Origin of the sequence: Paenibacillus xylanexedens (assembly GCF_017874615.1) — a bacterium.
Lineage (GTDB): Bacteria > Bacillota > Bacilli > Paenibacillales > Paenibacillaceae > Paenibacillus > Paenibacillus xylanexedens.
In genome coordinates this window covers 21916-44878 of the sequence record NZ_JAGIKV010000010.1, presented here as the reverse complement: position 1 = coordinate 44878, position 22963 = coordinate 21916, and the positions used below count along the sequence as shown (strand labels likewise).

At 43.9% G+C, this 22963-nt stretch carries 15 protein-coding genes and 1 pseudogene; 12 read left to right on the top strand and 4 right to left on the bottom strand.

Going from position 1 to position 22963, the window contains the following annotated elements:
• The first annotated feature begins 102 nt into the window (after nt 1–102).
• A complete protein-coding gene (locus tag J2Z28_RS31220) occupies nt 103–2031 on the top strand; it encodes a flagellin (protein ID WP_244988310.1) in 1929 nt (642 codons plus the stop codon).
• Between the two features lie 148 nt (nt 2032–2179).
• On the opposite strand, the gene J2Z28_RS14800 is transcribed toward J2Z28_RS31220, so the two are convergent.
• Nucleotides 2180–3262, bottom strand: coding sequence for a Rossmann-fold NAD(P)-binding domain-containing protein (locus tag J2Z28_RS14800; RefSeq protein WP_211083059.1), 1083 nt, complete (start codon nt 3260–3262; stop codon nt 2180–2182).
• A 99-nt stretch (nt 3263–3361) separates the two neighbouring features.
• Nucleotides 3362–3682 (bottom strand): ArsR/SmtB family transcription factor, encoded by a 321-nt coding sequence (locus tag J2Z28_RS14795; protein ID WP_074093588.1) that lies wholly within the window; start codon nt 3680–3682, stop codon nt 3362–3364.
• Nucleotides 3683–3866: 184 nt separating this feature from the next.
• Here J2Z28_RS14795 and J2Z28_RS14790 point away from each other — a divergent pair, with 184 nt between their 5' ends.
• Both J2Z28_RS14790 and J2Z28_RS14785 read left to right on the top strand, forming a co-directional pair.
• Nucleotides 3867–4253, top strand: coding sequence for an iron chaperone (locus J2Z28_RS14790; RefSeq protein WP_211083058.1), 387 nt, complete (start codon nt 3867–3869; stop codon nt 4251–4253).
• Nucleotides 4254–4366: 113 nt separating this feature from the next.
• Nucleotides 4367–4528, top strand: a pseudogene (locus J2Z28_RS14785) (cysteine hydrolase); the annotation flags it as partial.
• Between the two features lie 182 nt (nt 4529–4710).
• Here J2Z28_RS14785 and J2Z28_RS31810 read toward each other — a convergent pair.
• On the bottom strand, nt 4711–4791 hold the full coding sequence (locus J2Z28_RS31810) for a putative holin-like toxin (RefSeq protein WP_367399886.1): 81 nt from the start codon (nt 4789–4791) through the stop codon (nt 4711–4713).
• 278 nt (nt 4792–5069) lie between these two features.
• Nucleotides 5070–5357 carry a DUF6809 family protein gene (locus J2Z28_RS31215; RefSeq protein WP_244988309.1) on the bottom strand — a complete coding sequence of 96 codons (288 nt, stop codon included), beginning with the start codon at nt 5355–5357 and terminating at the stop codon, nt 5070–5072.
• A gap of 131 nt (nt 5358–5488) precedes the next feature.
• Between J2Z28_RS31215 and J2Z28_RS14780 the strand changes: the two genes are divergently transcribed.
• From J2Z28_RS14780 to J2Z28_RS14740, 9 genes are all read left to right on the top strand, one after another.
• Nucleotides 5489–5704, top strand: a complete 216-nt coding sequence (locus J2Z28_RS14780) for a helix-turn-helix domain-containing protein (protein ID WP_211083057.1) — start codon at nt 5489–5491, stop codon at nt 5702–5704.
• A gap of 103 nt (nt 5705–5807) precedes the next feature.
• Complete coding sequence (locus J2Z28_RS14775; protein WP_036668302.1) at nt 5808–6017, top strand: helix-turn-helix domain-containing protein; 210 nt, start codon at nt 5808–5810, stop codon at nt 6015–6017.
• A 198-nt stretch (nt 6018–6215) separates the two neighbouring features.
• A complete protein-coding gene (locus J2Z28_RS14770; RefSeq protein WP_211083056.1) occupies nt 6216–7799 on the top strand; it encodes an ArnT family glycosyltransferase in 1584 nt (527 codons plus the stop codon).
• A gap of 4 nt (nt 7800–7803) precedes the next feature.
• Nucleotides 7804–8352 carry a hypothetical protein gene (locus tag J2Z28_RS14765; protein ID WP_211083055.1) on the top strand — a complete coding sequence of 183 codons (549 nt, stop codon included), beginning with the start codon at nt 7804–7806 and terminating at the stop codon, nt 8350–8352.
• A 406-nt stretch (nt 8353–8758) separates the two neighbouring features.
• Nucleotides 8759–9751, top strand: a complete 993-nt coding sequence (locus J2Z28_RS14760) for a phosphotransferase enzyme family protein (protein ID WP_211083054.1) — start codon at nt 8759–8761, stop codon at nt 9749–9751.
• 342 nt (nt 9752–10093) lie between these two features.
• Nucleotides 10094–14716 (top strand): non-ribosomal peptide synthetase, encoded by a 4623-nt coding sequence (locus tag J2Z28_RS14755; RefSeq protein WP_211083053.1) that lies wholly within the window; start codon nt 10094–10096, stop codon nt 14714–14716.
• An 11-nt stretch (nt 14717–14727) separates the two neighbouring features.
• Nucleotides 14728–15732 (top strand): TauD/TfdA family dioxygenase, encoded by a 1005-nt coding sequence (locus J2Z28_RS14750; RefSeq protein WP_211083052.1) that lies wholly within the window; start codon nt 14728–14730, stop codon nt 15730–15732.
• Nucleotides 15733–15800: 68 nt separating this feature from the next.
• Nucleotides 15801–18896, top strand: coding sequence for a non-ribosomal peptide synthetase (locus tag J2Z28_RS14745; RefSeq protein ID WP_211083051.1), 3096 nt, complete (start codon nt 15801–15803; stop codon nt 18894–18896).
• Entirely contained in the window at nt 18897–22907 is a 4011-nt protein-coding gene (locus J2Z28_RS14740; protein WP_211083050.1) for a non-ribosomal peptide synthetase, read from the top strand.
• Nucleotides 22908–22963: the final 56 nt, after the last annotated feature.

The following is a 22963-nucleotide window of genomic DNA, read 5'->3' as shown; positions in this document are numbered from 1 at the left end:
TCAACACTTTATTGTATTTGTTATCAGATTTCATGTTTCTCTAGTATAATGGATAGTAAGTCCTATACATTTTAGTTAAAGAGTAGATTAAGAGGTGAGAATTTGATAGTAAAGAATAATATACTTGGCTTGAATATTACCAATAGATTAAAAAATACTAATAGATCAATCTCCGAATCAACAAGTAAATTATCTTCTGGTTTAAGAATTAACAAGGCAGCAGATGACGCAGCAGGATTGAGTATTTCTGAGAAGATGAGGGCTCAGATTCGTGGTATGAATCAGGCGGAAAGAAATATACAAGATGGGATATCATTAATTCAAACTGCTGAATCAGGACTAGGTAATATACAGGATCCATTATTAATTAGATTAAGAGAACTTGCTGTGCAAGCAGCGAATGGTAGCTTAACAGATTCGGATCGTTTGATTATACAGGAAGAAGTTCGACAGATTAAAGAGGGCATTAATGATATTGCCAATAATACATATTTTAACGGGATTAATTTGTTAAATAATGGATCAAATGAAGTTGTTAATCAGGATGGAGAAATTAAACCAGGCTCATTAAGTTTCATTACGTATGTAGGAGAAAATATATCAACTCTCGGCAGATCCACCTTGATTGGTAATAGTGGCAATATTCAGAATGCTATTGGAGTCGAAATCTTATCCGGAATTAATGATCAGTTAACGATAAAATTTGACGATGCGGCATACTCCATTAATATCAGTGCGGGCGTGTATCGTGGATCCTCTACTGCATTATATGATGATATCAACTCAAAGCTTAGGGCTATCGGGGCTCCAGTAGAACTCTCGAATGCTTACAGTCATTGGGATGATACACATATGAGAACGCTATTGACCAGCACAATTTCAGGTAATCACAAGATAGAAGTGGAAGGAACAGCGTTTAATGAAATATTTACGGAAGAGCGTACACGCAGCATTCGATATGAAGTTTTGGGTAGGGAAGCCGACTTTTCTATAGGTTATTCGGTTAAAAGTGGTGTGAATGATACTCTTCATATTAAGGATTTGGGTATTGACAAGGTAATAGTTCTTGCAGAAGGAACGTATAGCAGAGATGAACTTATTGATCAGTTAAATAACCAGTTTGATAGCGTGGGAGCGGATATTTTAGCTAGTTTTTCACCTGCTTTTGGTGTTAATGTAAGTGATGGACCGGGTAACAAACACTACATTCTAAGTTTGACACACAAATCAAGTGGTTCTCCGAACGCAATTCAACTAGTTTCAGGTAACGCACTTAATCCTCTTTTTATGCGTCCAGTGATTCCAGGTGATGTTTGGAATCCCAAAACGAAGAGTTTTCTAACGACAAATCTTGATCTAACTAATGGTATTGTTATTAATGCAGATAGTAACCGATGGGAAATTGGTCTTGAACGTTCAATAAATAAAACATTTATTTTAGATGAAGGTAGTTACTCTTCATCAGAATTTATAGATTATCTGAACAGTGAATTCCAAAAAAAAAGTGCGGGAATTATTGCTGTCGATGATAATGGTATGCTCAAATTTGAAAGAGAAATGAACGGTAGTAGTTACCAGATAACTGACTTTAAAATAACTGATATCAGTGGAAATGAAAATGGTTCAAGTTCTGACCAAACATTTTTAGGTTTGCAAGTAGGTTCTAATCAAGGAGCAACTTACAAAGTTCAGCTTGCAGATGTTAGAACGAAATCTATTGGAGTAGAGAGCATTAACCTTTCTTTACAGCACGAAGCCAACAACTCACTCGTTCAGATTGATAAAGCTATTGAGTATGTGTCTTCACACAGAGCTAGATTTGGCGCTTACCAAAACGCCCTTGGACATGTATTGAACAATGTTATGAACGCTTCTTCTAACTTATCTGCTGCAGAATCCAAGATAAGAGACGCAGATATTGCGAAAGAAATGATGAAAAATACGAAAGAGACTGTTCTTTTACAAGCGACACAAGCTATGCTAGCTCAAGCCAATCAAAAATCATCAGATATATTGCAACTGTTGAAATGAAAAATCAAATGGTCGAGCCGTGAGGCTATAATGCCAGACCCAAGCTTTCACTTGGACGCGCCATACCCCTCCATTATAATTTGTAAATCCGCGAAGGTCCCACTGTTTGCAGTGAGCGGCTTCGCGGATTTTTTGTTATGTCTGGATATCAGGAATGGGATATTTGAACGCCGTATTGTTTGAAAAAATGAGTAACCGCATCCATGTCCATTCGGTCATCGAACAGATGCTCAGGATAATAGATGCCTGGAGCCCTAGGCTTGTCCGTTGGCATCAATAGTATCTTCTCGGCTTGCACCGCAGCGCCGAGTGCAGTCATATGAGTTTGACCGAGTGGGTCAGAGACTGTCATCGTTCGTTTAACTTCGTTTCCTTTTGCATCCAGCCCTTTCAATTGAATGACGAGATGATGTGCACTCCCGGTTCCCGGATTATAGAGCAATTTCCGCCGGAATGGCTGGAAACGTTCACCACTGATCATCTTCCATACTCCGGTTTTGACCAATCCGGCGAGTGCATAGGTAGATACTTTACTATCGAATGAAATGCGGAAACTGGCGGAATCGATATGGCTGGTATGAGGCAAAGTGACGTGATCGGGTGTATCCAATCTGTAACATGGAGTCGTATACCCGTTCGGGAAATGAACTTTGATCGGATCTGTCATGGGATAGACGAGTCGATGTGTATTGGATTCGGATATCTGAAAAGGAATACTCATCCGGTCCATGAAGGCTGCCGAATCAGGGCCGGCCTTATCCCGCAGCGACCATAGGGCATGAATGTTTACTTCGACATGTTGCAGAGAGTTAGAAAGTATCATGGCAAAGAGTGACGCCGTTCCTGCCATCCATCCAGAGGACAGCACTACCGGAGCATGAAGCTCTTCCTGCTCTATTGTACGGATCGCTTGATTGAACACCTCAGTCCAGCGTGTTATATCGATGAGGGGAATTTTTCTCCGTACGGCCGACACCAGTAGTCGATCATCCAGATCGTTCACTGCATTAATGATTAACGATATATTCTCTCCTGCGTGAATCAGTGGATCGTCTGCATTGGTATCAACAACAACCGTTTGGACACGATTGGATGGAAAAGGTGCTGCTTTACCCGCAGAACGGCCTCCCAGTACCAATTCCAGATCAGGATGCCTGTCATGCAAAATGCGAGCAAGTTGTGCACCTACAGCACCATAGCCCCCAGCGATAAGAACTCTTTTTCTATTCATTCGATAAACCTCCGTTGATATGTTTATGTACTTATATGTTTAAACTAATGAACATAATAGAGTGAAGAAAAGGAATGCGGTTCACCAGCGCGGTATGCGCTAGCTCTGACATTCCACTTCCACGAGATGAACGAGCTGTTTGAGTAATTCGATCGCATCGTTGAACTCCAGCTTGTAATACATCTCCGTACCTTTTTTCTGAACCGATAACAGCCCGGATTGACGTAATATTTTCAAATGATGAGAGACCGTAGGGCGTGACATGGGGACATGCTCTGCAATTTGCGATACGTTCATGCTCTCTTGATCAATGAGCAGCGATATGATTCGCTGGCGAACAGGATCTCCCAATCCTTGAAGATAGGGACTTAGATTCTCGAAAATATTAATAACTTTTTGGTTACCCATCGACTCGTTCATGGCTCACTCCGTTATAATTTTTAATTGTTTAAACGTATTATAAGGCTTAGTTCACTTAAAAATCAAATTTAACATTCCAAGTTGCAGGAAATTAGCTGTTCCGCTTGTCCATTTGAAGTACAATATAAGCAAATATGCCCGTACCACGGATCCATTGATGTATCCATGGTGGAAGGAGTCCAAGATGGCTGAGAGTAACCATTATTCAGTGCTGGTAGATGAATATATCTCGGAGTTTGCCCCTGATGTACAGGTGAGATTACAGGCGTTAAGACAGATTATTCGTGAAGCGGCTCCGAACGCCGAAGAGAAGATCAGTTACAAGATGCCTACGTATGCACAGCATGGGAATTTGGTTCATTTTGCCGCTTACCAGCATCATATTGGCTTTTACCCTGCTCCGAGTGGGGTTCTGGCGTTCAAGGAGGAACTCTCCAAGTACAAAGGGGCTAAGGGATCTGTCCAGTTTCCACTGGATCAGCCATTGCCAGAGGATCTCATCCGCCGGATTGTGGCGTTTCGGGTGAAAGAAAATGTGGAAAAAGCTCTGGAGAAGAAGCAGAAGAAGTAGTAAATGGTAAAAACGGATCTCACAGCTCAGTTGGGCAAGATTGAAGCGGTTATCGCTGATTTTGAACAGCAACATGAGCTAATCATATACATGAACCATGTAGATTACGAACAGAGGTAACCTTGATTGAGGACGCAACAGGTTCGGTGAACACAGCGGAGACGTATGAGATGCCGAGTCTGGACATTCAGGATTTTGTCGGTTCGATTCTGAATTGGTCTAATTGTATTGAAGTTTTATATGTGGATGAGTATAAAGAAATGTATCGTATCTAGCGTGGTTTACATGTGACGCCGGAGATTTGAGTATGGTATAATAAGAGCAGATTAGACGTAAAATGCAAAGAGAGCCGTGCTGGTAACACGACTCCTCCGAGCAATAGCCGCTTTTAAGGGCGGTGGGCTTCGCTTAGAAAGATGATCAACAATAGACCGCATCCTTTTGCGAGGGGGGCGGTCTATTTGTGTGTATTGGACAGAATAGCAACGATGAGCAAACCAAAGGTAAGCATCAACATAATTGCTTCAAATACTGTCACAAGGCATTCCTCCCTTCATGGCGAGGTAGCTGACCGACCCTTTAAGAGGTTGTTCAAAAAGTCCGCTTTTGATTACGAAGGATACCTAGTGGCATCATCAGCATCGAAGTTGAAATTCAGCCGAAATGTCCGTTGCTCACGTAGTTCCCTACGCTCCGCTACTCCATTTCTAGCTTCATTCCATCTTCTCGGTACTGAAAACCGATCTTTTTGAACACGCACTTTAAGCCTATTCTATTGCTTTGTTGATTATAGCATATTTTGTAAGAAGCCAGTTGTTAGAAGCTGTTTATATGTAATTCGTTCATTAGCTGAAGGGCATCCCGAAACCCTTGTAAATAAATCTCTCTTTCCAGAAGTGTTTGCATGGAGAGTTGAGTATCTTCATATAGAAAAAGGGTTTGATTCAGTTGCTCCGGTAAAGCTTGGCGAATATTCTGAAAGTAATGATCAGATTCTTTAGATAGTTGGGTATAATCAGGCTGCGTGTGAGATAAATTGTTGTATAATAACTCTAAGCGCGTTCGGATTAACGGTTCTGCTAAAGATTCCAGAGATTCTAGCATTTTTTCTCCCTACTTTCTATATGTATAGACTAATAATAACTCGTTGCGTTATGTTTATATTAACTCACCGAGTTAATATCGTCAAGAGTTATTGAATGTGATATAAAATAAATATTGAGGGATGTTCATAGATGATAAAATTTACTCTCGACGAGGTTCTCAAAGATAAAGGAATGACCATGTACGCTTTAGCTAAAAAATCCGGTGTACGACCCAACACAATAGGTCAGTGGGTAACGGGTAATGGTGCTGAGGTCAAATCCATCACCATCGATACACTTGAACGAATTTGTCTTGCATTGGAATGTAAGCCAGGAGATATAATCAAGATGATTGATGAAAATTAAATATTTGTACAATAGTTTAAGGCGTGTGGGAATTAAGTTTTGATATAAGTAATTCTGCAACTCTGTATCATCTGCTCTTTATGCTATCTGGAGGAGAATTCGTATGATCAAGGTTCATTTATCTCGTATTATGGGTGAGAAAAGAATTAATATTGCTGATTTATCCCGACTAACCGGATTACATAGAAATGGGATTGCCAAATTATATAATGAAGAAACCGATGGTGTGAAGTTCGATACGCTGAATCGAATATGTGAGGCTTTGGATTGTGAGATCCAGGATATCATTGAGTTTATCAAGGACGAGAAGTGATCTTCAACAATTAGCTAAGGCCCTGTACTTCTCAAAAAATGGACTTATAGACCGTTACCTTATCGAAGGGACGGTCTTTTTCTGTTTGTATACACATACTGATCTGCACCGACTGCAAGCGTTACTCCCTTTCAGCGATTTTTCAGCCAGAGCCATTATAATACTCACGGAATCCTGTAATCGAAAAGGAGTTTTTGCATGTCTAAGGTGCTGCATAAGTCGTTTTATCTCATTTTGCTCGTGTTTGTTGCGGTGTTTATTGCCTCGTCCTTGTTGGTTCGGGCACAGTACAACTACGCCTTGTATGGGGACAATCCCATTTTGGGCATGCAGCAGTGGAGTGTTTTTCTCCCGGTCATTCTTTTGCTTCTTGGTTCAGGTGTCGGGTTATATGCTCTGTGTCTGAAACTGAACAAATACAGCCCGAAGGTTGTTATTCCGATTGTGCTGTTATGTTCTCTGGTCATTCAGATCATCATCATTTTTGTATTTCCGAGAGTACCCACCGATGATTCACAGACCGTTCTTTCACTGGCCATGAACATGCTGTATGACCAAGACTACGCCTCGTTTGAAACGGGTGGTTATCTGCATATGTTCCCGTTTAACTACTCGATCGTGTTGTACCTGAAGACATTGCTGTACCTGTTCCCGGATAACTATCTGGTCATCAAACTATTTAACATTTTATTTTCAACGTTAACAACGTTCATGATTTATCTTATCTACAAACAAGTGAACGATAGATCGACGGAACGTGATTACGGTGTGTTGATATTTGCAGCAACGTACCTGCCGTCCTTGTTCCTGAACAACCTGATCTATAACGATGTGATTGCCACAGCATTTCTGACATCTTGTTTATACTTTATCATTCGTTTTGTACGTGAAAAGTCTTGGAAAACAATCGTCATTGCTGCCGTTTTTCTCGCGATGGGCAACTACTTCCGAAGCATCGGTGTGATCGTGCTAATTGCTGCCATCGTAACTATCCTGCTGAATTTGCGGAGCATCGGAACGAAGAAAGTCATCATTTCCATTGGCGTGCTGGCTATGTTGTTTAATGTACCAACCTGGACTCAGAATGCGGTTCTTCAGTCTTCCGGTGCAGTGAGCGCACCTGTTGGAGAGAATGCCGCACCGGTCTATATGTGGCTGAATATGGGAATTAATCTGGAGCGTTTTGGCTTCTGGGACAATATGGAGAGTTATCAGATCTACCAGAGGCAGGCGAACTACAGTAAGGCAGAGAGCACAGCATTATTTAAACAAGAGATTGGAAACAAGCTGTCTGAAGCAAGTGCGAGTGAGTTGGTGCAGATGTATTACAAAAAGATCATATGGACCTGGACCGAAGGGACATACCAGATGGACCGCTACGGAATCGGCAATGAAAGTTCCATGGGTGCCGGAAGAGGAAGGGGAGGTGGAATCGCAGGCTCCTATAGTTATACCAATACGATAACAGAACTGTTGCAAGGGGGTTCGGCTTATCGGACAGGTTTGCTCTGGATTGTATATGTGATGAATTTCTTGATGTACTGTTTTATTCTCATCCGGTTGGTCGGTGGAATTCGTCGTAAACGATATGATGAAGTCTCCTTAATCCTGGTCATTCTCGGATTCATCGGATTTTATATTCTGTGGGAGATTAAGTCCAGATACATCTACCCTGTATATCCGTTGTTGGTTGTGCTGTCCTATATGGGTTTCAAAGATACGTATGACTTCATATTCCATCGTAAAGGTACCTTGGAGAGATATTCCCTGAGAAAAAGGTGATCATATGCGAAAAAATAAATATTTCACATCGGTTACAATACTCCTTTTGCTGGGGTGCTCGGTTATGCTTACGGCCTGTGATGTTATAACCGCCCAGAATATTACCAAGACCAGTTCTGTGCAAGGCATGAACGGTGGCGGTATGCCGAATGGTGGTGGCCTGGGCATGAATGGAGGAACACCGAGAGGTGGAAGAGGCACCGCGGGCATGAATGATCGAACAGGCAGTCCTGGCATGACGCAGGGGATGATGAATGCCGACATTACTGGTAGAGTCATCTCCGTGAATGGAAACACAGTTACGCTGGCGTTACTTGAGGTGCAGGATACCTCATCTCCAAGCATGGAGTGGAAGGATACCGGAATGGAGATGAAATTGAATATAAGTGATGATGTTGCTATCACTGAAGGCATGGGGACGCCGGGTTCGGGCAATTCCAGCCCACGTGCGAATTCGTCCATTCAAGTGTCTGATCTTCAAAAAGAAAACATCGTGATGGTGTGGTATAAGGACAACACCGAGACGGTGGAACGGGTGATGGTTGTCCAGTAAAAAATGATGGGATTATCGTCGTTTTGTAATTGCTTACATTTGGCTTATCGGCTATTATGGTAACAACTGGTTTTTTGAAGGGAGTGAGCGTCATGAAACGACGGTCTAAGATGGTATGTTCTATTACTACAATGAAGGTAAGCATAAACTGAATAATTCCGGCAGATCATTCAGATACAGTGTGGGACACATCCAGTTTCCCAGTCCGATCTGAGATCTGCTGATCTATAGGGATATAACTGCTCATTTTTTCTGGCGTATGCGAGGTTTATTTGCTTGTGCAAATTTCTCATATACTCAGAATTTTTAAAAGCCGCAGGCATAGCCTGCGGCTTTTTGCGGGCAAAAATAGACATTCGTTGCCTACAAGCAATGCACATAAAACGATCAAAAAGGAGAAATGTCCATGTTAAAATTAAAATATTTATTCCAAAATAAAGACCTTGCCGAGATGATTCTAAAGAATTGGAGTTATGATCCTGAGTCGCTGGATATGTTTCAGTATTATCGCATATCCTCCAATGCCGTGTATCCGTTCAGAGATCAGGGAGAAGTGAGATTGCTTCGTTTTGCCCCGGTAGAGGAAAAAAATCAAATCAACCTTCGCGCGGAATTGGAGTTCCTCCGTTATCTTCGAACGAATCAGTATGGAGCCATGGAGGTGGTACCTTCTCATTCAGGAACAGAACTTGTAGAGGCTCACACCCCATGGGGAACGTACTATGCTTCCGTATTCAAGCGAGTATCTGGATCGCAGTTAGGAAGCATTGATTTGAATGACTCCATCCTGTACAGCTATGGTCAGGCATTGGGTGAGCTGCATCATCTATCGCGCGCATTCATGCCTGAGCAGAAGGAGAAACGCTGGACCTATACGGATGTTTTGGATTGGATGCAGGAGATCCTGAAGGGTTTTCCTGGTGAAACGGCTGCTTTGAATGAGGTGGAGTTTCTTCGAACGTATTTTGCGACTTGGCCGATGACCCAGCAAAATTTCGGTCTCATCCATTACGATTTTGAACTGGACAATGTCTTCTATGACGAAGGTAGCCAGTCTTGTTATGCCATTGATTTTGATGACTCGATGTATCACTGGTACGCAATGGACGTGGAACAGAGTCTTGATAGTCTACGTGAGGAGATCGAGCCTGAACAATGGGAGCAGAAGAAGCAATTGTTCCTGAACGGGTACTGGTCCGAGGCAGGAGAACGTTATGATCTGGAGAGTATGTTCCCCGCTTGTCGTCGTTTTGCCGACTTGTACGGTTATGTGCGTATGCTTCGATCTGTTGCAGAGCAGTGGTCATATGAGCCGGAGTGGATGAGCGGACTAAGAGCGAGGTTAACGAGGATAATGACAGAAAAGGCAGAGCAATTCGGAAAGGTAGTCGACTGCTAAGATTTGTTCCAATTCACCCTAGGCTAGTCAAGATCCATGAGCACTGAAGTTTGGAAGAATCATTCACGTAAATTGGTCCCGCGGTCAGATGCAGATCCTCTGTATCAATCACGGGGCTTTTCATTTTGTTCGAACTTTACCGAATAATGAAAGGGAAGTGGAAATCTTGTAGAAAGGTTGGATGGGACTTTCATTCTTTCTACGCTGAAAATGGTATTTTGATGTCGAATTATATAAGAAATTGTTAAAAAAACAAATAAAATAGTTATTGATTAAATGTGGGTGGGATGATAAGTTGTAATTAACTTATTTTAGGATAAATTATATATAAAGGAGAATTAGATGGGAAATGTATGTGTCGATCTGCATCCTTTAACAGAGCATCAACAAAGAATATGGTACATGGAAATGTTATATCCAAAATCAGATGTATGGATGATTACATCCAAGATGAGCATACCGGAACCGATCGATTTCACCTTGTTAGAGCGGTCGATTAACAGGGTTTTGAAGAATAACGAACTGCTTCGAACTCGGATTATACTGGATCAAGGTGAGAATAAACAATACATCCAACCTTATGAGTACAGATCACTCAAGCATATTCATGAAGATCCAGCCTTGACGGGTGTGACATGGACTGAGTATGTGGGTAACCATCCGATTCATGTACATAGTGAAGATCTATGTCAGTTTTATACGTATGAGGGTCATGGACAATACGGATACATCATTCAGGTTCACCATATCATCTGTGATGGCCTGGGATTATTCCAGTTGACGAATGAGATTACGGCAACCTATCATGCCGAACTGAAAGATGGTAATACAAGCAGGATTGAATCTACGATTCACGATTATGAATACTATATAAATAGTGAACAACAATATCTCGCTTCCAAACGCTATGAGAAAGATCAGGCCTTTTGGAGAGAGAAGTTTCATACGATTCCCGAATTTATGGAACTGAAAGCGCACAATCCCCTTCTAACTCACACCACAGCCAGAAGAAAAACGATGAATATGGATCACTCCATGTATGTACGTTTGAAAGATTTCTGTCGTCAGAAGAATGTCAGCGTATTTACCTTTTTTCTCTCAACTCTAGCTATTCTGCTAAATAAACTCACTCACCAAACCGATTTGGTCGTTGGAACCAACTACGCGAACCGAACTAGTAAAACAGATAAAGACATGATTGGCATGTTTGTCACAACCATACCTGTCAGGATCGGGGTAGTACCCTCTGAAACCGTGGTAACCTTGCTGCAACGCATTTCCAATGAACAAAAAGAAATATTGCGTCATCAGAAATATCCGTATAATCAGCTGATCCGTGATCTGAGAGAGTCGCTCTCCTTACCGGAACTGAACAGACTGTTCGGCATATCACTGGTCTATCGTCCAGAACGCTTTGACAAGATGCAAGGACATGATGTCTATATGGACAACAAGTTTAACGGACATGAGACGAATGATCTGCTTATCAACATTATTGAAAAAATCAATGAGGATCGTATCATATTTCAGATGGATTATCGGACCCAGCTGTTCAGTGAATCGTTCATGGACAATCTGCTCGATCAGTTTCTTACGGTTACGGAAGCCATTCTGGAGCATTCTGAACAAAGAATTGAACAGATCAGCATTGTAAGCGAAGCCGATAAACAATCGATGCTAACCGAGTTTAATGATACCAGGGCGTCTTATCCTAGCGACAAAACGGTCATCCAGTTGTTTGAAGAACAGGCAGCTGCTACCCCTCAACATACAGCACTTATCCTGGGGGATCAGGAGATGAACTACGAACAATTGAATGCCAGAGCTAACGGCTTGGCTACGACATTGATCAGCAGAGGAATCAAGCAACGAGAACTGGTAGGCATTATTGCAACCCACAGTATGGAGATGGTTATCGCGATTCTGGCTGTTATGAAAGCCGGGTGTGCTTACATTCCAATTGATCCCGAGTATCCCGATGAGCGAATTCATCATATTTTGAAAGACTCTCAGGTAAGGTTTGTCCTGGTTAATCAGCGTATCCATATGTCGGACAGTCTAAAAGTCATTCATATTCTTGAAGGTAATGATGGGTATATATCAACAGGTAATCTGAACTTGACCATAGATATGAAGGATCTTGCTTATGTCATCTACACATCAGGGTCAACTGGAGCACCGAAGGGGGTATTGGTGGAACATAAGGGATTGACGAACTATATATGGTGGGCGAGTCAGACGTATGTTACTGACAGGAAAACGACTTTTTCACTGTATTCATCCATCGCGTTTGATCTGACCATTACCTCCATCTTCACACCGTTAATTACGGGCAACACAATGATCATATACAATTCGTCTCATAACAAGGCATTGATTACTGATGTTGTCCTGGATCCGCGAGTCGATCTGGTCAAGCTGACGCCGGCGCACCTGCAATTGATTCAGGATATGAACATTATGGACAGATCCAATGTCCGGACATTTATTGTAGGTGGCGATAATTTAAGTGCTTCGCTGGCTGCAAATATTACTCGGCAAAGCAAACATGAGGTTACCATTTTCAATGAATATGGACCGACAGAGACAGTGGTGGGCTGTATGATCTATACTTACAATCCTCATGTTGACCAAACGGAGTATGTGCCAATCGGCAAGCCCATTCAGAACACATCCATATATGTGCTTGATCAATCACTGCAATACGTTCCTGTCGGTGTTCAGGGTGAATTATTGGTTGGGGGAGACGGAGTGACCAGAGGCTATCTGAACCAACCCGAATTGACGGGCAGAAAATACGTCGAACACCCGGATCATCCAGGCGAGAGATTGTACCGGACAGGTGATCTATGCCGGTTAAGGGAAGATGGTCAGATGGAATACCTCGGAAGAATGGATGACCAAGTGAAGATTCGCGGGTATCGAATTGAACTGGGTGAGGTCAAGGCAGCTTTCTTGAAGATCAAAGGAATCCGAGATGTTGCTGTAAGCGTCAAGACGGATCAGCAATCCCGTCAGTTATGTGCTCATTACGTCAGCGATGCACATGTGACCCGGAGGATGATACGGGATAATCTGGTATCTCTGTTGCCGGAGTATATGGTTCCCACACATCTGATCAAGGTGTCTTCGATTCCACTTACCATTAACGGCAAGATTGATTACTTGGCGTTATCGATAGAGAAGCCACAATCGGATGAAGAAAATGTGTATGTGGCACCGAATACTGTCATGGAACAGACGATATCTACCATCTGGTCTGAGATTCTTGGTCTGGAAGAGGTGGGTGTGACGGATCACTTCTACGAACGGGGTGGTGATTCCCTTAAGTTGATTCAGATCTACACAAGGCTTTCCGAGATAGGTTTTGATTTTTCGATTAACGATATGTTTAATTTCCCTACAATCCAATCCTTAAGTTCATATCTGGATCAGGTCATGGAAGAAAAGGAAGGCATGATGAGCATGGAACAAAACACAGTGAAGAGATCCAAAGTGGATGTATTGAACGGAATTATGGACAAGCCGATCTTCCTGTCTACAGATATTCCCAGAGTTGATCCGTCACTCAAAGGTGTAATGTCATTCAACCAGGAATCCCTGTGGCTGGTTGAACAGTTCGAGGGGAAGAGCACCAAATATAATATTCCCGGACATGTCCTTTTTGAAGGTGCATTCTCGGAAGAGGCATACATCTATGCATTGAATCAGATTGTGCAGCGGCATGATGTATTGAGAACGTATTTTGTTGTAGAAAACAATACACCCGTGCAGCGAATCAGGCCTTACGAGCCTTTTGGCATTGAGGTCCAGCATACGCTGAGGGATAATTCCCAAGCCAGTCTGAAGCGTGTAATTGAAGAAGAATCCAAACACCAGTTCAACCTGGAAACCGGGCCGATGTATTATTTTGGATTGTATCGGATCCATGCACATCAATATTTTGCCTATTTTAATTTTCATCACATTATCTTCGATGGCTGGTCTCAGGATATTCTGATGGCTGAACTGGGGTCATACTATAATGCTTATCTGAGGGGAGAAAATGCAGCAACTGAGAATTTGAGTATCCAATATTCCGACTATTCACATTGGCAAAAAGGAAAATGGATGACTGAAGAATTTCCGACAGTTCTGAATTATTGGCGCAACCAGTTGGGAAGTACCGTTAACCGATCGGTGAAAGTATTGCCGTATGACCGGGAGCCTTCGCTGAATAATGGGGATACCGGAGATATTCTGCTCTCAGAAATTCCGATCCAAACCATTGACATGATCAAAAAGGCCGGTATGAAAAACAATGCCAGTCTGTACATTACCATGCTCACCGCCTACAAAATGTTGCTGTACTTTTACTCGGGTGAAACCGAGATCGTCGTGGGAACACCTGTAGCAAACCGTAATCGTGCCGAAGTGCAGAGATTGATCGGATATTTCTCCAACAGTCTTGCTTTGAAGACGACCATGGACCCCGAGCAGTCCATAGACGCCCAGATTGTTTCCGTTAGAAATACGGTATTTGAAGCATTTGATCATCAGGAGATGCCTTTCGGCAAGCTGATTGAACTGCTGAACCCGGATCGTGCTTCCGGGCTGACCCCGTTCTTCCAGACGTGGTTTGTACTTGATGTCAAAAATACGTACAACATCGAAGGGCTAAATATTGCTCAAAATGAAATTTTGTGGGGACACAGCGGCAAGAGCAAGTGGGATCTGACATTAAATCTCATCGAGGCTGATCATGTCATGAATGCCGTGGTGGAATACAAAACAGAGTTGTTTGGCAAATCCACCATGAAGAGATTTCTGCATGATTATATGGCTGTAGTGAAGCTGATTGCAGCTGATTCCTCACGGAGTCTTCAAGCTGTACGCCATGATTGGGAGGTGATGGCCCACGAGTACAAGATGGAGTTGCTGAATAGCAGTAAGAGCAAAAAGAAATTCAACAAAATCAAATCTTAGGAGGAATAACTATGAAGAAGAAATTTGATAAAGGTGCGCAGATGGTCATCCAGAAAGAAATTGTGAAGCAATCGTTTCTGGAGGAAGATCAGGAACTGCCGTTGGTAATCAAACCCAATGTATCCGGTCTGGATCTGAATCAATGGTATCTCAACAATAAGGATATGGTGGAAGAGAAAATTTTGAAATATGGTGGCGTCCTGTTCAGAGGTTTTGATACTACCACACCAGAAAGCTTTTATGGTTTCATCGATGTAAGCTGCCCCGAACCGCTCAGTTATAAAGAAGGAGCGACACCGAGAACCCAAGTACAGGGCAAGGTGTATACGTCAACGGAATTTCCGAACGAGGAATCCATTGCACCGCATAATGAACTGTCCTACGTCATGACATGGCCCAAAAAAATCTGGTTCTCCAGTATCGTTGTCGCTGATGAAGGAGGAGAAACACCTATTGTGGATGTACGGAAAGTATATAACCTCATTGATCCGGACATTCGGGATGTTTTTGCAGAGAAAGGCTGGATGTTGGTTCGAAACTACGGAACTGGATTCGGACAGACCTGGCAGTATGTTTTCCACACGGAGTCCAAGGACGAGGTCGAGCAATATTGCCTGGACAACAACATGGCTTGCCAATGGAACGAGGATGGAACATTGACAACGAAGCAGGTGAGACCGGCCATTACGATCCACCCCGATACAAATGAGAACCTGTGGTTCAATCATATTGCCTTCTGGCATAGCAGTAGCCTGAACGAGGAAGTTCGCAACTTGATGCTCGAGGAATTTGGAGAGAGCGGCTTGCCATACCAGACGTATTATGGAGACGGAACTTCAATTGATGCTGATGTGGCTGCACATATTCGTCAGGCTTATGCCGATGCCACGATCGCCTTTCCATGGCAAGAGGGAGATATTCTTATGCTGGACAATATGCTGGTGGCGCATGCACGGAACCCGTATCAGGGAGATCGAAAAGTACTCGTAGCCATGGGAGAACCCGTGAGTCGTTAAGCCTCAATTGCGCCTGAAGGAAATTACATTCGAACTTAAAATACATTAGAAATGCAGGAGGATTGAACATGGAAAATGTAATGCTGGGTTATCCCCTTTCACCACAACAGAAACGACTGCATGAACTGAATAATAACGGATTAACATCACTGGTCCCAAGTGTAATTGCTGTTAACATCGAAGGTGAGTGCTCCAATGATCAGATTGAATTAGCCGTGAAGAGAATAGCCGAGAAATACAGCACACTCCGCACTTCCATAGAAGCCGATCCCAATTATGGGGTCCATCTTCAGAAAGTAGATTCGGAGACCAGAAGCCGATTCCGTACTGCATATTCCGATGAACCGATTCAAGAGCAGGATATCCAAGGGCTGATCCGAAAGGAGTTGGACACATGGACAGGTGATTATTCGCTGGAAGCCATTAACGTGGATCTGTCCGAACGTTCCAAAGTGTTGATTCTCGCTTTTGATCCACAGTTCTCGGATATTGAACCTGCCGTTATTCTAGCGGATTTATCACAATTAATCGTGGCTGAGGTGGACCCTGAACTTTTGGAAGAAGAGGTACCGTATTATGCTGTATCCGAGTGGTTGAATGACCTGTTGACCAATGATGAGCACGCGGAGGAAAGAAGTTTTTGGAACAATAAACGGTTCGATCATGTTGATAAACAATTGTCCATGGTATCCGGTAGCGGAACCACGAGTATTACGATGGCAAGTTTCCCTGTGGAAGGGTCACCAGAATTGTGGGCTGAACTTGAGAAGGTAGCGGAGAAGGCTGGAAGTACAATAGATAACGTTACGCTCGCCTGTTGGAATCTGACTTTGCATCTGCTGGGCGAGGATAAGGAACTAACGGTTGGCGTACATACGCTTGGCCGACAAGATGAGGATTTGGAGAAGGTTGTCGGTGCATTGAATCGATACGTACCTCTGTACTCGGGCTTGAAAGAGGACGACACGCTGACTCAGTTTTTCCAAAGAACGACGAGTGAAGCGAAAGATAGTGCAGAATATGCAGATTATTTTGACTTCAAAATGTTTAGCAAATCGAATTCAAGTCAATCTGTGTTCTCCTATGGATTCGAGAGTCGTGATGCATCATCCGTGGTGGAATCGGGTGGTCACACGTTCCGGGTTGTGTATCAGTCGGAACAGATTGAACCGGTTCACCTTGGACTCCATATCCAGCAATACCCTGATCGCAGAGATATCGTTCTTCGATATAACGAGGAAAAGTACACTCCGACAGAGATTGGCTACGTAGCGGATATATTCACACATATTTGTAACAAGGCCTACGTGAATCTGGATGAACCCGTATCGTCCAATATCATCCCTGATCATCTGACATTTACATTGCAATCGATTCTTCAAGGAGAGGTTCGGGAATATGCAACCTCTACATTGGTGGAGATGCTGGACGAACAAGCCTTGAAGACACCAGATAAGGTTGCGGTTGTGTCCGGTAACACTCTGCTTACGTTCCGGGAAATCCATGAGAAGTCCAAACAGCTTGCCCACTATCTGCATCGGACAAAAAGTGTCGGGCATGGAGATGTAGTCGGGGTAAGCGTGGAGAGATCTCCTGAGCTGGTCATAGCCCTTCTGTCGGTGCTTCGAGCAGGGGCGGCTTATGTACCACTTGATCCGGATTATCCGAATGAGCGATTGTCCTATATCCGTGAGAATGCCCGCATTGAAACGGTGCTGTTGTTGAATAAAAACAATGAACGGCTCAATTCCCTTTTTGCTAATCCTGTATTTCTTGAAGAAGAAGGTGAGGCAATTGCGACCGAGCCCACGGACGCACCGGCAATCGGAGTAGATGCCAGAGACATCGCCTATATCCTCTATACTTCCGGTTCCACAGGTAGACCCAAAGGGGTCAAAGTGTCACATCAGGCCATCAGCAACCATATGCATTGGATGAACAATGAATTTCCACTGAGCGGGGAAGACGCTGTATTGCAGAAAACATCGATTAATTTCGATGCATCGGTATGGGAATTCTATGCACCGCTCACTACGGGCGCAAGGCTGGTTCTTGCTGAGCCGGACAAGCATGCTGATCCCGACTATCTGCTCGATATTATTCATAAGGAACGAATTACGACATTACAGGTTGTACCTACCATGCTTCAGGCTTTGGTGGAAAAAGAAACCCTCTCTTCAGCACCGTTAAAAAGGGTGTTCAGCGGCGGAGAGAGACTGGGAATTCCGCTCCAGAAGGCTTTCTTTGCTGGTTCCAACGCTCAGTTGATTAACTTGTACGGCCCAACTGAGGCGAGTATTGATACGACTTATCATATCTGTGACAAGGATAACGTTCATGAAACGATCGGCAGACCGATTCATAATACGAATCTGCTCGTGCTGGACTCGAACCTTAATCTTGTCCCGCCAGGTGTTGCCGGAGAGTTATATATCAGCGGAAAAGGACTTGCAGATGGATATGTAGATGAACACTTAAATGACCAGGCTTTCCTGGCACATTCTTATGCGCCGGACAACGTGATGTACAGAACCGGAGACAGGGTCCGTTATTTCCCGGATGGTCATATCGAATACATTGGTAGGGTTGACCGGCAGGTGAAGTTAAGAGGTTACCGGATCGAACTCGGTGAGATCGAGAAGGTTCTGAATGAACACCCTCATGTGCGACTTGCAGCGGCGAAGTTGTTAGAGAAGACAGAACCTTTGCTGGCTGCCTATGTAGAACTAGATAGCGCTGGAGAGATTCAGGATGTCAAACAGTGGATTTCATCCGCACTTCCCGAATATATGATTCCAAACGTCATCCAAGTGCTGGAGCATTTACCGCAGCTGAGCAATGGGAAAATTGATTACCACGCCCTGCCGGACGTGGATGTAAGTTCCGGGGCGGAATATGCCGCACCAACGACAACCGTTGAGCAGATTGTCGCCCAGATCTGGAGAGCGGTATTGAAGCGGGAGCAGATTAGTATTGATGAGAATTTCTTTGCACTCGGAGGGCATTCGCTTATCGCAACGCAGGTCATCTCTGGAATCAGACAACAGGTAGGTGTTAATCTGCCGCTACGTAAAATATTTGATGCGCCTACCATTCGTGAATTGTCCGAAGTGATTGAGAATTTGTTATTGGAAGCGAATGGATATTCTGCGGAGGGTAATTAAGTGAAAAAATCTGGTGCAGTGATGAACAAAAGTGAACTGATTGATCGAATATTAAGTCAGATGAATGTGACCAATACAGTACAGCGCACTTCTCGCGACATCAATCGATTTCCGCTGTCTTTTGCTCAGAAGAGGTTGTGGCTTCAGCAGCAGATTGAGCCAGCAAGTACGGCATATAACATGATTTTTGCCAATGAGATTAGAGGAGAGTTCGATGAGTCGGCATTTGAGCAAGCCATCGGACTGATGGTGGACAGGCAAGAGTTACTGCAGATTCGGATTGATTCCGAAGAGGGTGTACCTTATCAGTATATTTTGAAAGAACAACCGGATTATCAATGGGTTGATCTATCGATGTATTCGGAAGATCAGGCCGAAAGGCAGATTGTTGATCAAGTCGAAAGGGCCGATGGCCCTTTTGATTTTACCCGGGATAGACTGTGCAGATTCAAATTCTTTAAGCTGAACGATCACCACCACATTTTTGTTCTGATGATGCATCATATTATCTCGGATGGTCAGTCGATCGAGATCATACGAAGAGACCTGTTATCTTATTATGAACATTTCCGTGGAGTAGGCCCTTTGCAGGCATACAGCTCTTCCGCGACCCAATATATAGACTACTCGGTATGGCAGAATCAATTGTTGGAAAGTAAAGAGTTTGCTGCTCAGAAGAGGTACTGGCTTGATCAATTGAAAGGACACTCCTATACGCTCACTTTGCCATATGACCATGAACGTCCGCAGAAACGGAGTGAAGAGGGGATTTCCGTATACTTCACGATTCCGGCACCTCTTACCAGCAGATTAAGGGAAATCTCGGAGAAGAATCATTCCACGCTATTTATGGTGATGTATACCTGTTTTTCGATTTTGTTACGCAAATATTCGGGTGAAACGGATCTGATGATCGGTACGCCTGTCTCCAATCGGCCACAGTCCGATTTGGAGAAGATTATTGGTTTTTTTGTTAATACACTGGTACTGCGAAGCCGCATCAATGATCAGCAATCATTTCTGGAACATCTGGACGCTTCCAAAAATACGATCCTTGATGCATTCGACCATCAGGATGTACCGATTGATCTGTTGTTCGATGATCTGATCCAATCCAGAAATACGGGATATTCGCCATTGTTTCAGGTCATGTTCAGTCTGGCGAAGGCGGGAGATTTCGAACAAACAGATCAACAGGCTGTGTTCAGGGAGATCAAGCTGAAGCAGACCAACACATCCAAATTCGACATGTCACTGGATTTGACGGAAGATCGGGATGTGATTAAGGGTACGTTTGAATGTAGTCGGGATCTGTTCCACGTGAGTACGATCGAACGCTGGGCCAGTAATTTTATAGCGTTGCTTGAACATATTGTGGATCATCCAGGGAAGCCAATCGTAGGGGTTGGAGCCGTTAGTGATGAAGAACGACAGAAAGTTCTATATGAATGGAACGATACCGTAATGGATTACCCTGATCATATCTGTGTACAACATCTGTTTGAAGCATCCGTATCTCAAGCCCCGGATCAAGTGGCTGTGGTGTATGGAGGAGATGAATTATCTTATCGAGATCTGGACCGTCAAGCGAATCAATTGGCTCATCTTCTGATCGAAAAGGGAATTGGACCTGACAAGGCGGTAGCCATTGGCATAGAACGTTCGCTGCATTTGCCTATTGCCCTTCTTGCCGTGTTAAAAGCGGGAGGAGCCATCGTGCCTCTGGATCTGGATGCACCTGTGGAGCGAAATCGTCACATGTTAACAGATTCGGGAGCGTCCATCTGTCTCATCAATACGAATACGTTGCCGATCCCGGATGATGTTGCCCTTCTGATCGACGTATCTCAATCTGAAATATATATGGACAAGCCGATAACAGTTCCCTCGACACAAGTGGGGCCTGATCATCTGGTAGCTATTTATTATACGTCAGGCACTACAGGGAAACCCAAAGGGGTATCTGTGCGGCACCAGGGATGGGTGAACCGTATCTGCTGGATGCAGCACCAATTCAAGCTGGAATCCCATGAAACAGTACTTCAGAAAACAACTCTGACCTTTGATGATGTCGGTCTTGAATATTTCTGGACATGGATGGCAGGTGCTAGGGTTGCCCTGTTGGAACCAGGATTTCATCGTGATCCGTATGCGATCATTCAAGCTTTGAAGCAATATGAAGTGGCCATCGTCTTTTTTGTTCCGAGCATGTTGAAGATGATTTTGGAGCGAATTAGTGTGGCGGATCTGGAGCAGTTAGCGTCATTAAGGGATGTATTCTCCAGTGGGGAGGCATTGAAACCCGAAATGGTTGCAGCGTTCCACCACAATCTTCCCGAGCGTAATCTGCATAACAGTTATGGGGTAACCGAGGTTTCCATTGATTCGACCATTCATATGAATGTGCAGTTGGAAGGTCTCCGTGCTCGAAGAAATATATCCATAGGTCGGCCAATCGGGAACAATTTCATCTACGTTCTGGACGAAATGCAGAATCCGGCGCCCATCGGGGTTCATGGAGATTTGTATATTGGTGGAGTTGGGCTGGCGAGGGGCTACTATGGAGATCCCGTAAAGACCGAACAGGCTTTCTTTGCGAACCCGTTTACGGATGGACGGATGTACAAGACGGGTGACATTGCTTATTACGACGCCACTGGCAAGTTATACATTGTGGGCCGAATAGACAACCAATTGAAGATCAGAGGCATGCGTGTAGAATTGGGAGAAATCTCCGATGTAATCTCCAGACACGCTGATATACAGGAGTGTGCGATGCTGGCTGAGAGATGGGGAGAGGATGAAGAACTGTCACTGAGTGCTTATATTCAGGTAGCTCCTTCTTCTGAGATTCATAGTACGGATCTTCGCAACTTCTGCCGAACGCTGCTGCCGAGTCACATGATTCCCTCACGTTTCATTACGATTGACCGTATTCCTTTGAACAGTAATGGTAAGTTGGACAAGCCAGCGCTGAAGCAGCTGGACCGTGGCACATTGAAGGATTATATCGCTGCTCCGCAGGATGAGCTGGAAGAAAAGGTCATGCAGATCTTCATGGATATCCTTGGTGTAGACACCATCCATCTTCATGAAAGCTTTTTCGATCAGGGTGGACATTCGATCAAAGCCGTCCGTTTAATGGATGTTCTGAACAGAACATTTCATACCGAGCTATCCGTGATCACCTTGTTTGATTACTCCACTGTCACTGAGATCGCGCGAATCATTCGGGAAGGAAACCTTCCTCAAGATCAATCGATTGTTGTATTGAAAGAAGGAGAACGTGCGGATGAAATACCGTTGTTCCTCATTCCTACGGGTGGCGGCAATCTGATCAATTATTATGAGTTGGTTAGCCAACTGGAAGGTCTGAATATATACGGATTTGTGCCAAGAGGATATGAAAATGACGAAGAGCCTCTCTATACCGTCCAGGAACTGGCCGAGTATTATTACGATGTTCTTACGCAATTGCATCCGATAGGTCCCTACCGATTATTGGGTTGGTCATTTGGCGGCAATGTGGCATTTGAGATGGCACGGATCATCGAAGATGCAGGACAGCAGCTGGAGTGGCTGATTATTCTGGATGCGCCTGCCAGAAGTCATGAACGGGATATTCGTCCAATAAACAAGATGGAGGCTCTTGCCGAATTAGCACACAACAACGGATATGAGTTCGAGCCTAGCGGAGACTATGAGATTCAGTTAAAGGAAGTCATGCATTACTTTCCAGATGATGGAAGAATCGGACATCTCAAAGTGCGTCTGGCCAATGAAGTGGCCTTTGATAACTACTATTCAGCAGAACCGATTCAGTCCGACATCCATCTGTTGTACGCAACCGCTCAAGATGAGCAAAGTCCAGTTCCGTTAACGGATGCACAGTCGTGGCATGCCAAGACGACCGGTACATGCACTTCAACTCCTATTCCAGGTCATCATGAGAATCTGATCGACTACAATCATGCTGTGAATGTGGCCCAATATGTGAATCGAATGGTGTAGGGATGGATCAGATAACTTTTGAAACGATGGAATCCAATGTGAGAAGTTATTGCAGA

Bases quoted from the DNA above. Each gene is read 5' to 3' on its own strand.
- J2Z28_RS31215 (WP_244988309.1), bottom strand. From the start codon at position 5,357: ATGCTAGAATCTCTGGAATCTTTAGCAGAACCGTTAATCCGAACGCGC.
- J2Z28_RS14780 (WP_211083057.1), top strand. From the start codon at position 5,489: ATGATAAAATTTACTCTCGACGAGGTTCTCAAAGATAAAGGAATGACC.
- J2Z28_RS14770 (WP_211083056.1), top strand. From the start codon at position 6,216: ATGTCTAAGGTGCTGCATAAGTCGTTTTATCTCATTTTGCTCGTGTTT.
- J2Z28_RS14775 (WP_036668302.1), top strand. From the start codon at position 5,808: ATGATCAAGGTTCATTTATCTCGTATTATGGGTGAGAAAAGAATTAAT.
- J2Z28_RS14790 (WP_211083058.1), top strand. From the start codon at position 3,867: ATGGCTGAGAGTAACCATTATTCAGTGCTGGTAGATGAATATATCTCG.
- J2Z28_RS14795 (WP_074093588.1), bottom strand. From the start codon at position 3,682: ATGAACGAGTCGATGGGTAACCAAAAAGTTATTAATATTTTCGAGAAT.
- J2Z28_RS14750 (WP_211083052.1), top strand. From the start codon at position 14,728: ATGAAGAAGAAATTTGATAAAGGTGCGCAGATGGTCATCCAGAAAGAA.
- J2Z28_RS14755 (WP_211083053.1), top strand. From the start codon at position 10,094: ATGGGAAATGTATGTGTCGATCTGCATCCTTTAACAGAGCATCAACAA.
- J2Z28_RS14800 (WP_211083059.1), bottom strand. From the start codon at position 3,262: ATGAATAGAAAAAGAGTTCTTATCGCTGGGGGCTATGGTGCTGTAGGT.
- J2Z28_RS14745 (WP_211083051.1), top strand. From the start codon at position 15,801: ATGGAAAATGTAATGCTGGGTTATCCCCTTTCACCACAACAGAAACGA.
- J2Z28_RS14760 (WP_211083054.1), top strand. From the start codon at position 8,759: ATGTTAAAATTAAAATATTTATTCCAAAATAAAGACCTTGCCGAGATG.
- J2Z28_RS14765 (WP_211083055.1), top strand. From the start codon at position 7,804: ATGCGAAAAAATAAATATTTCACATCGGTTACAATACTCCTTTTGCTG.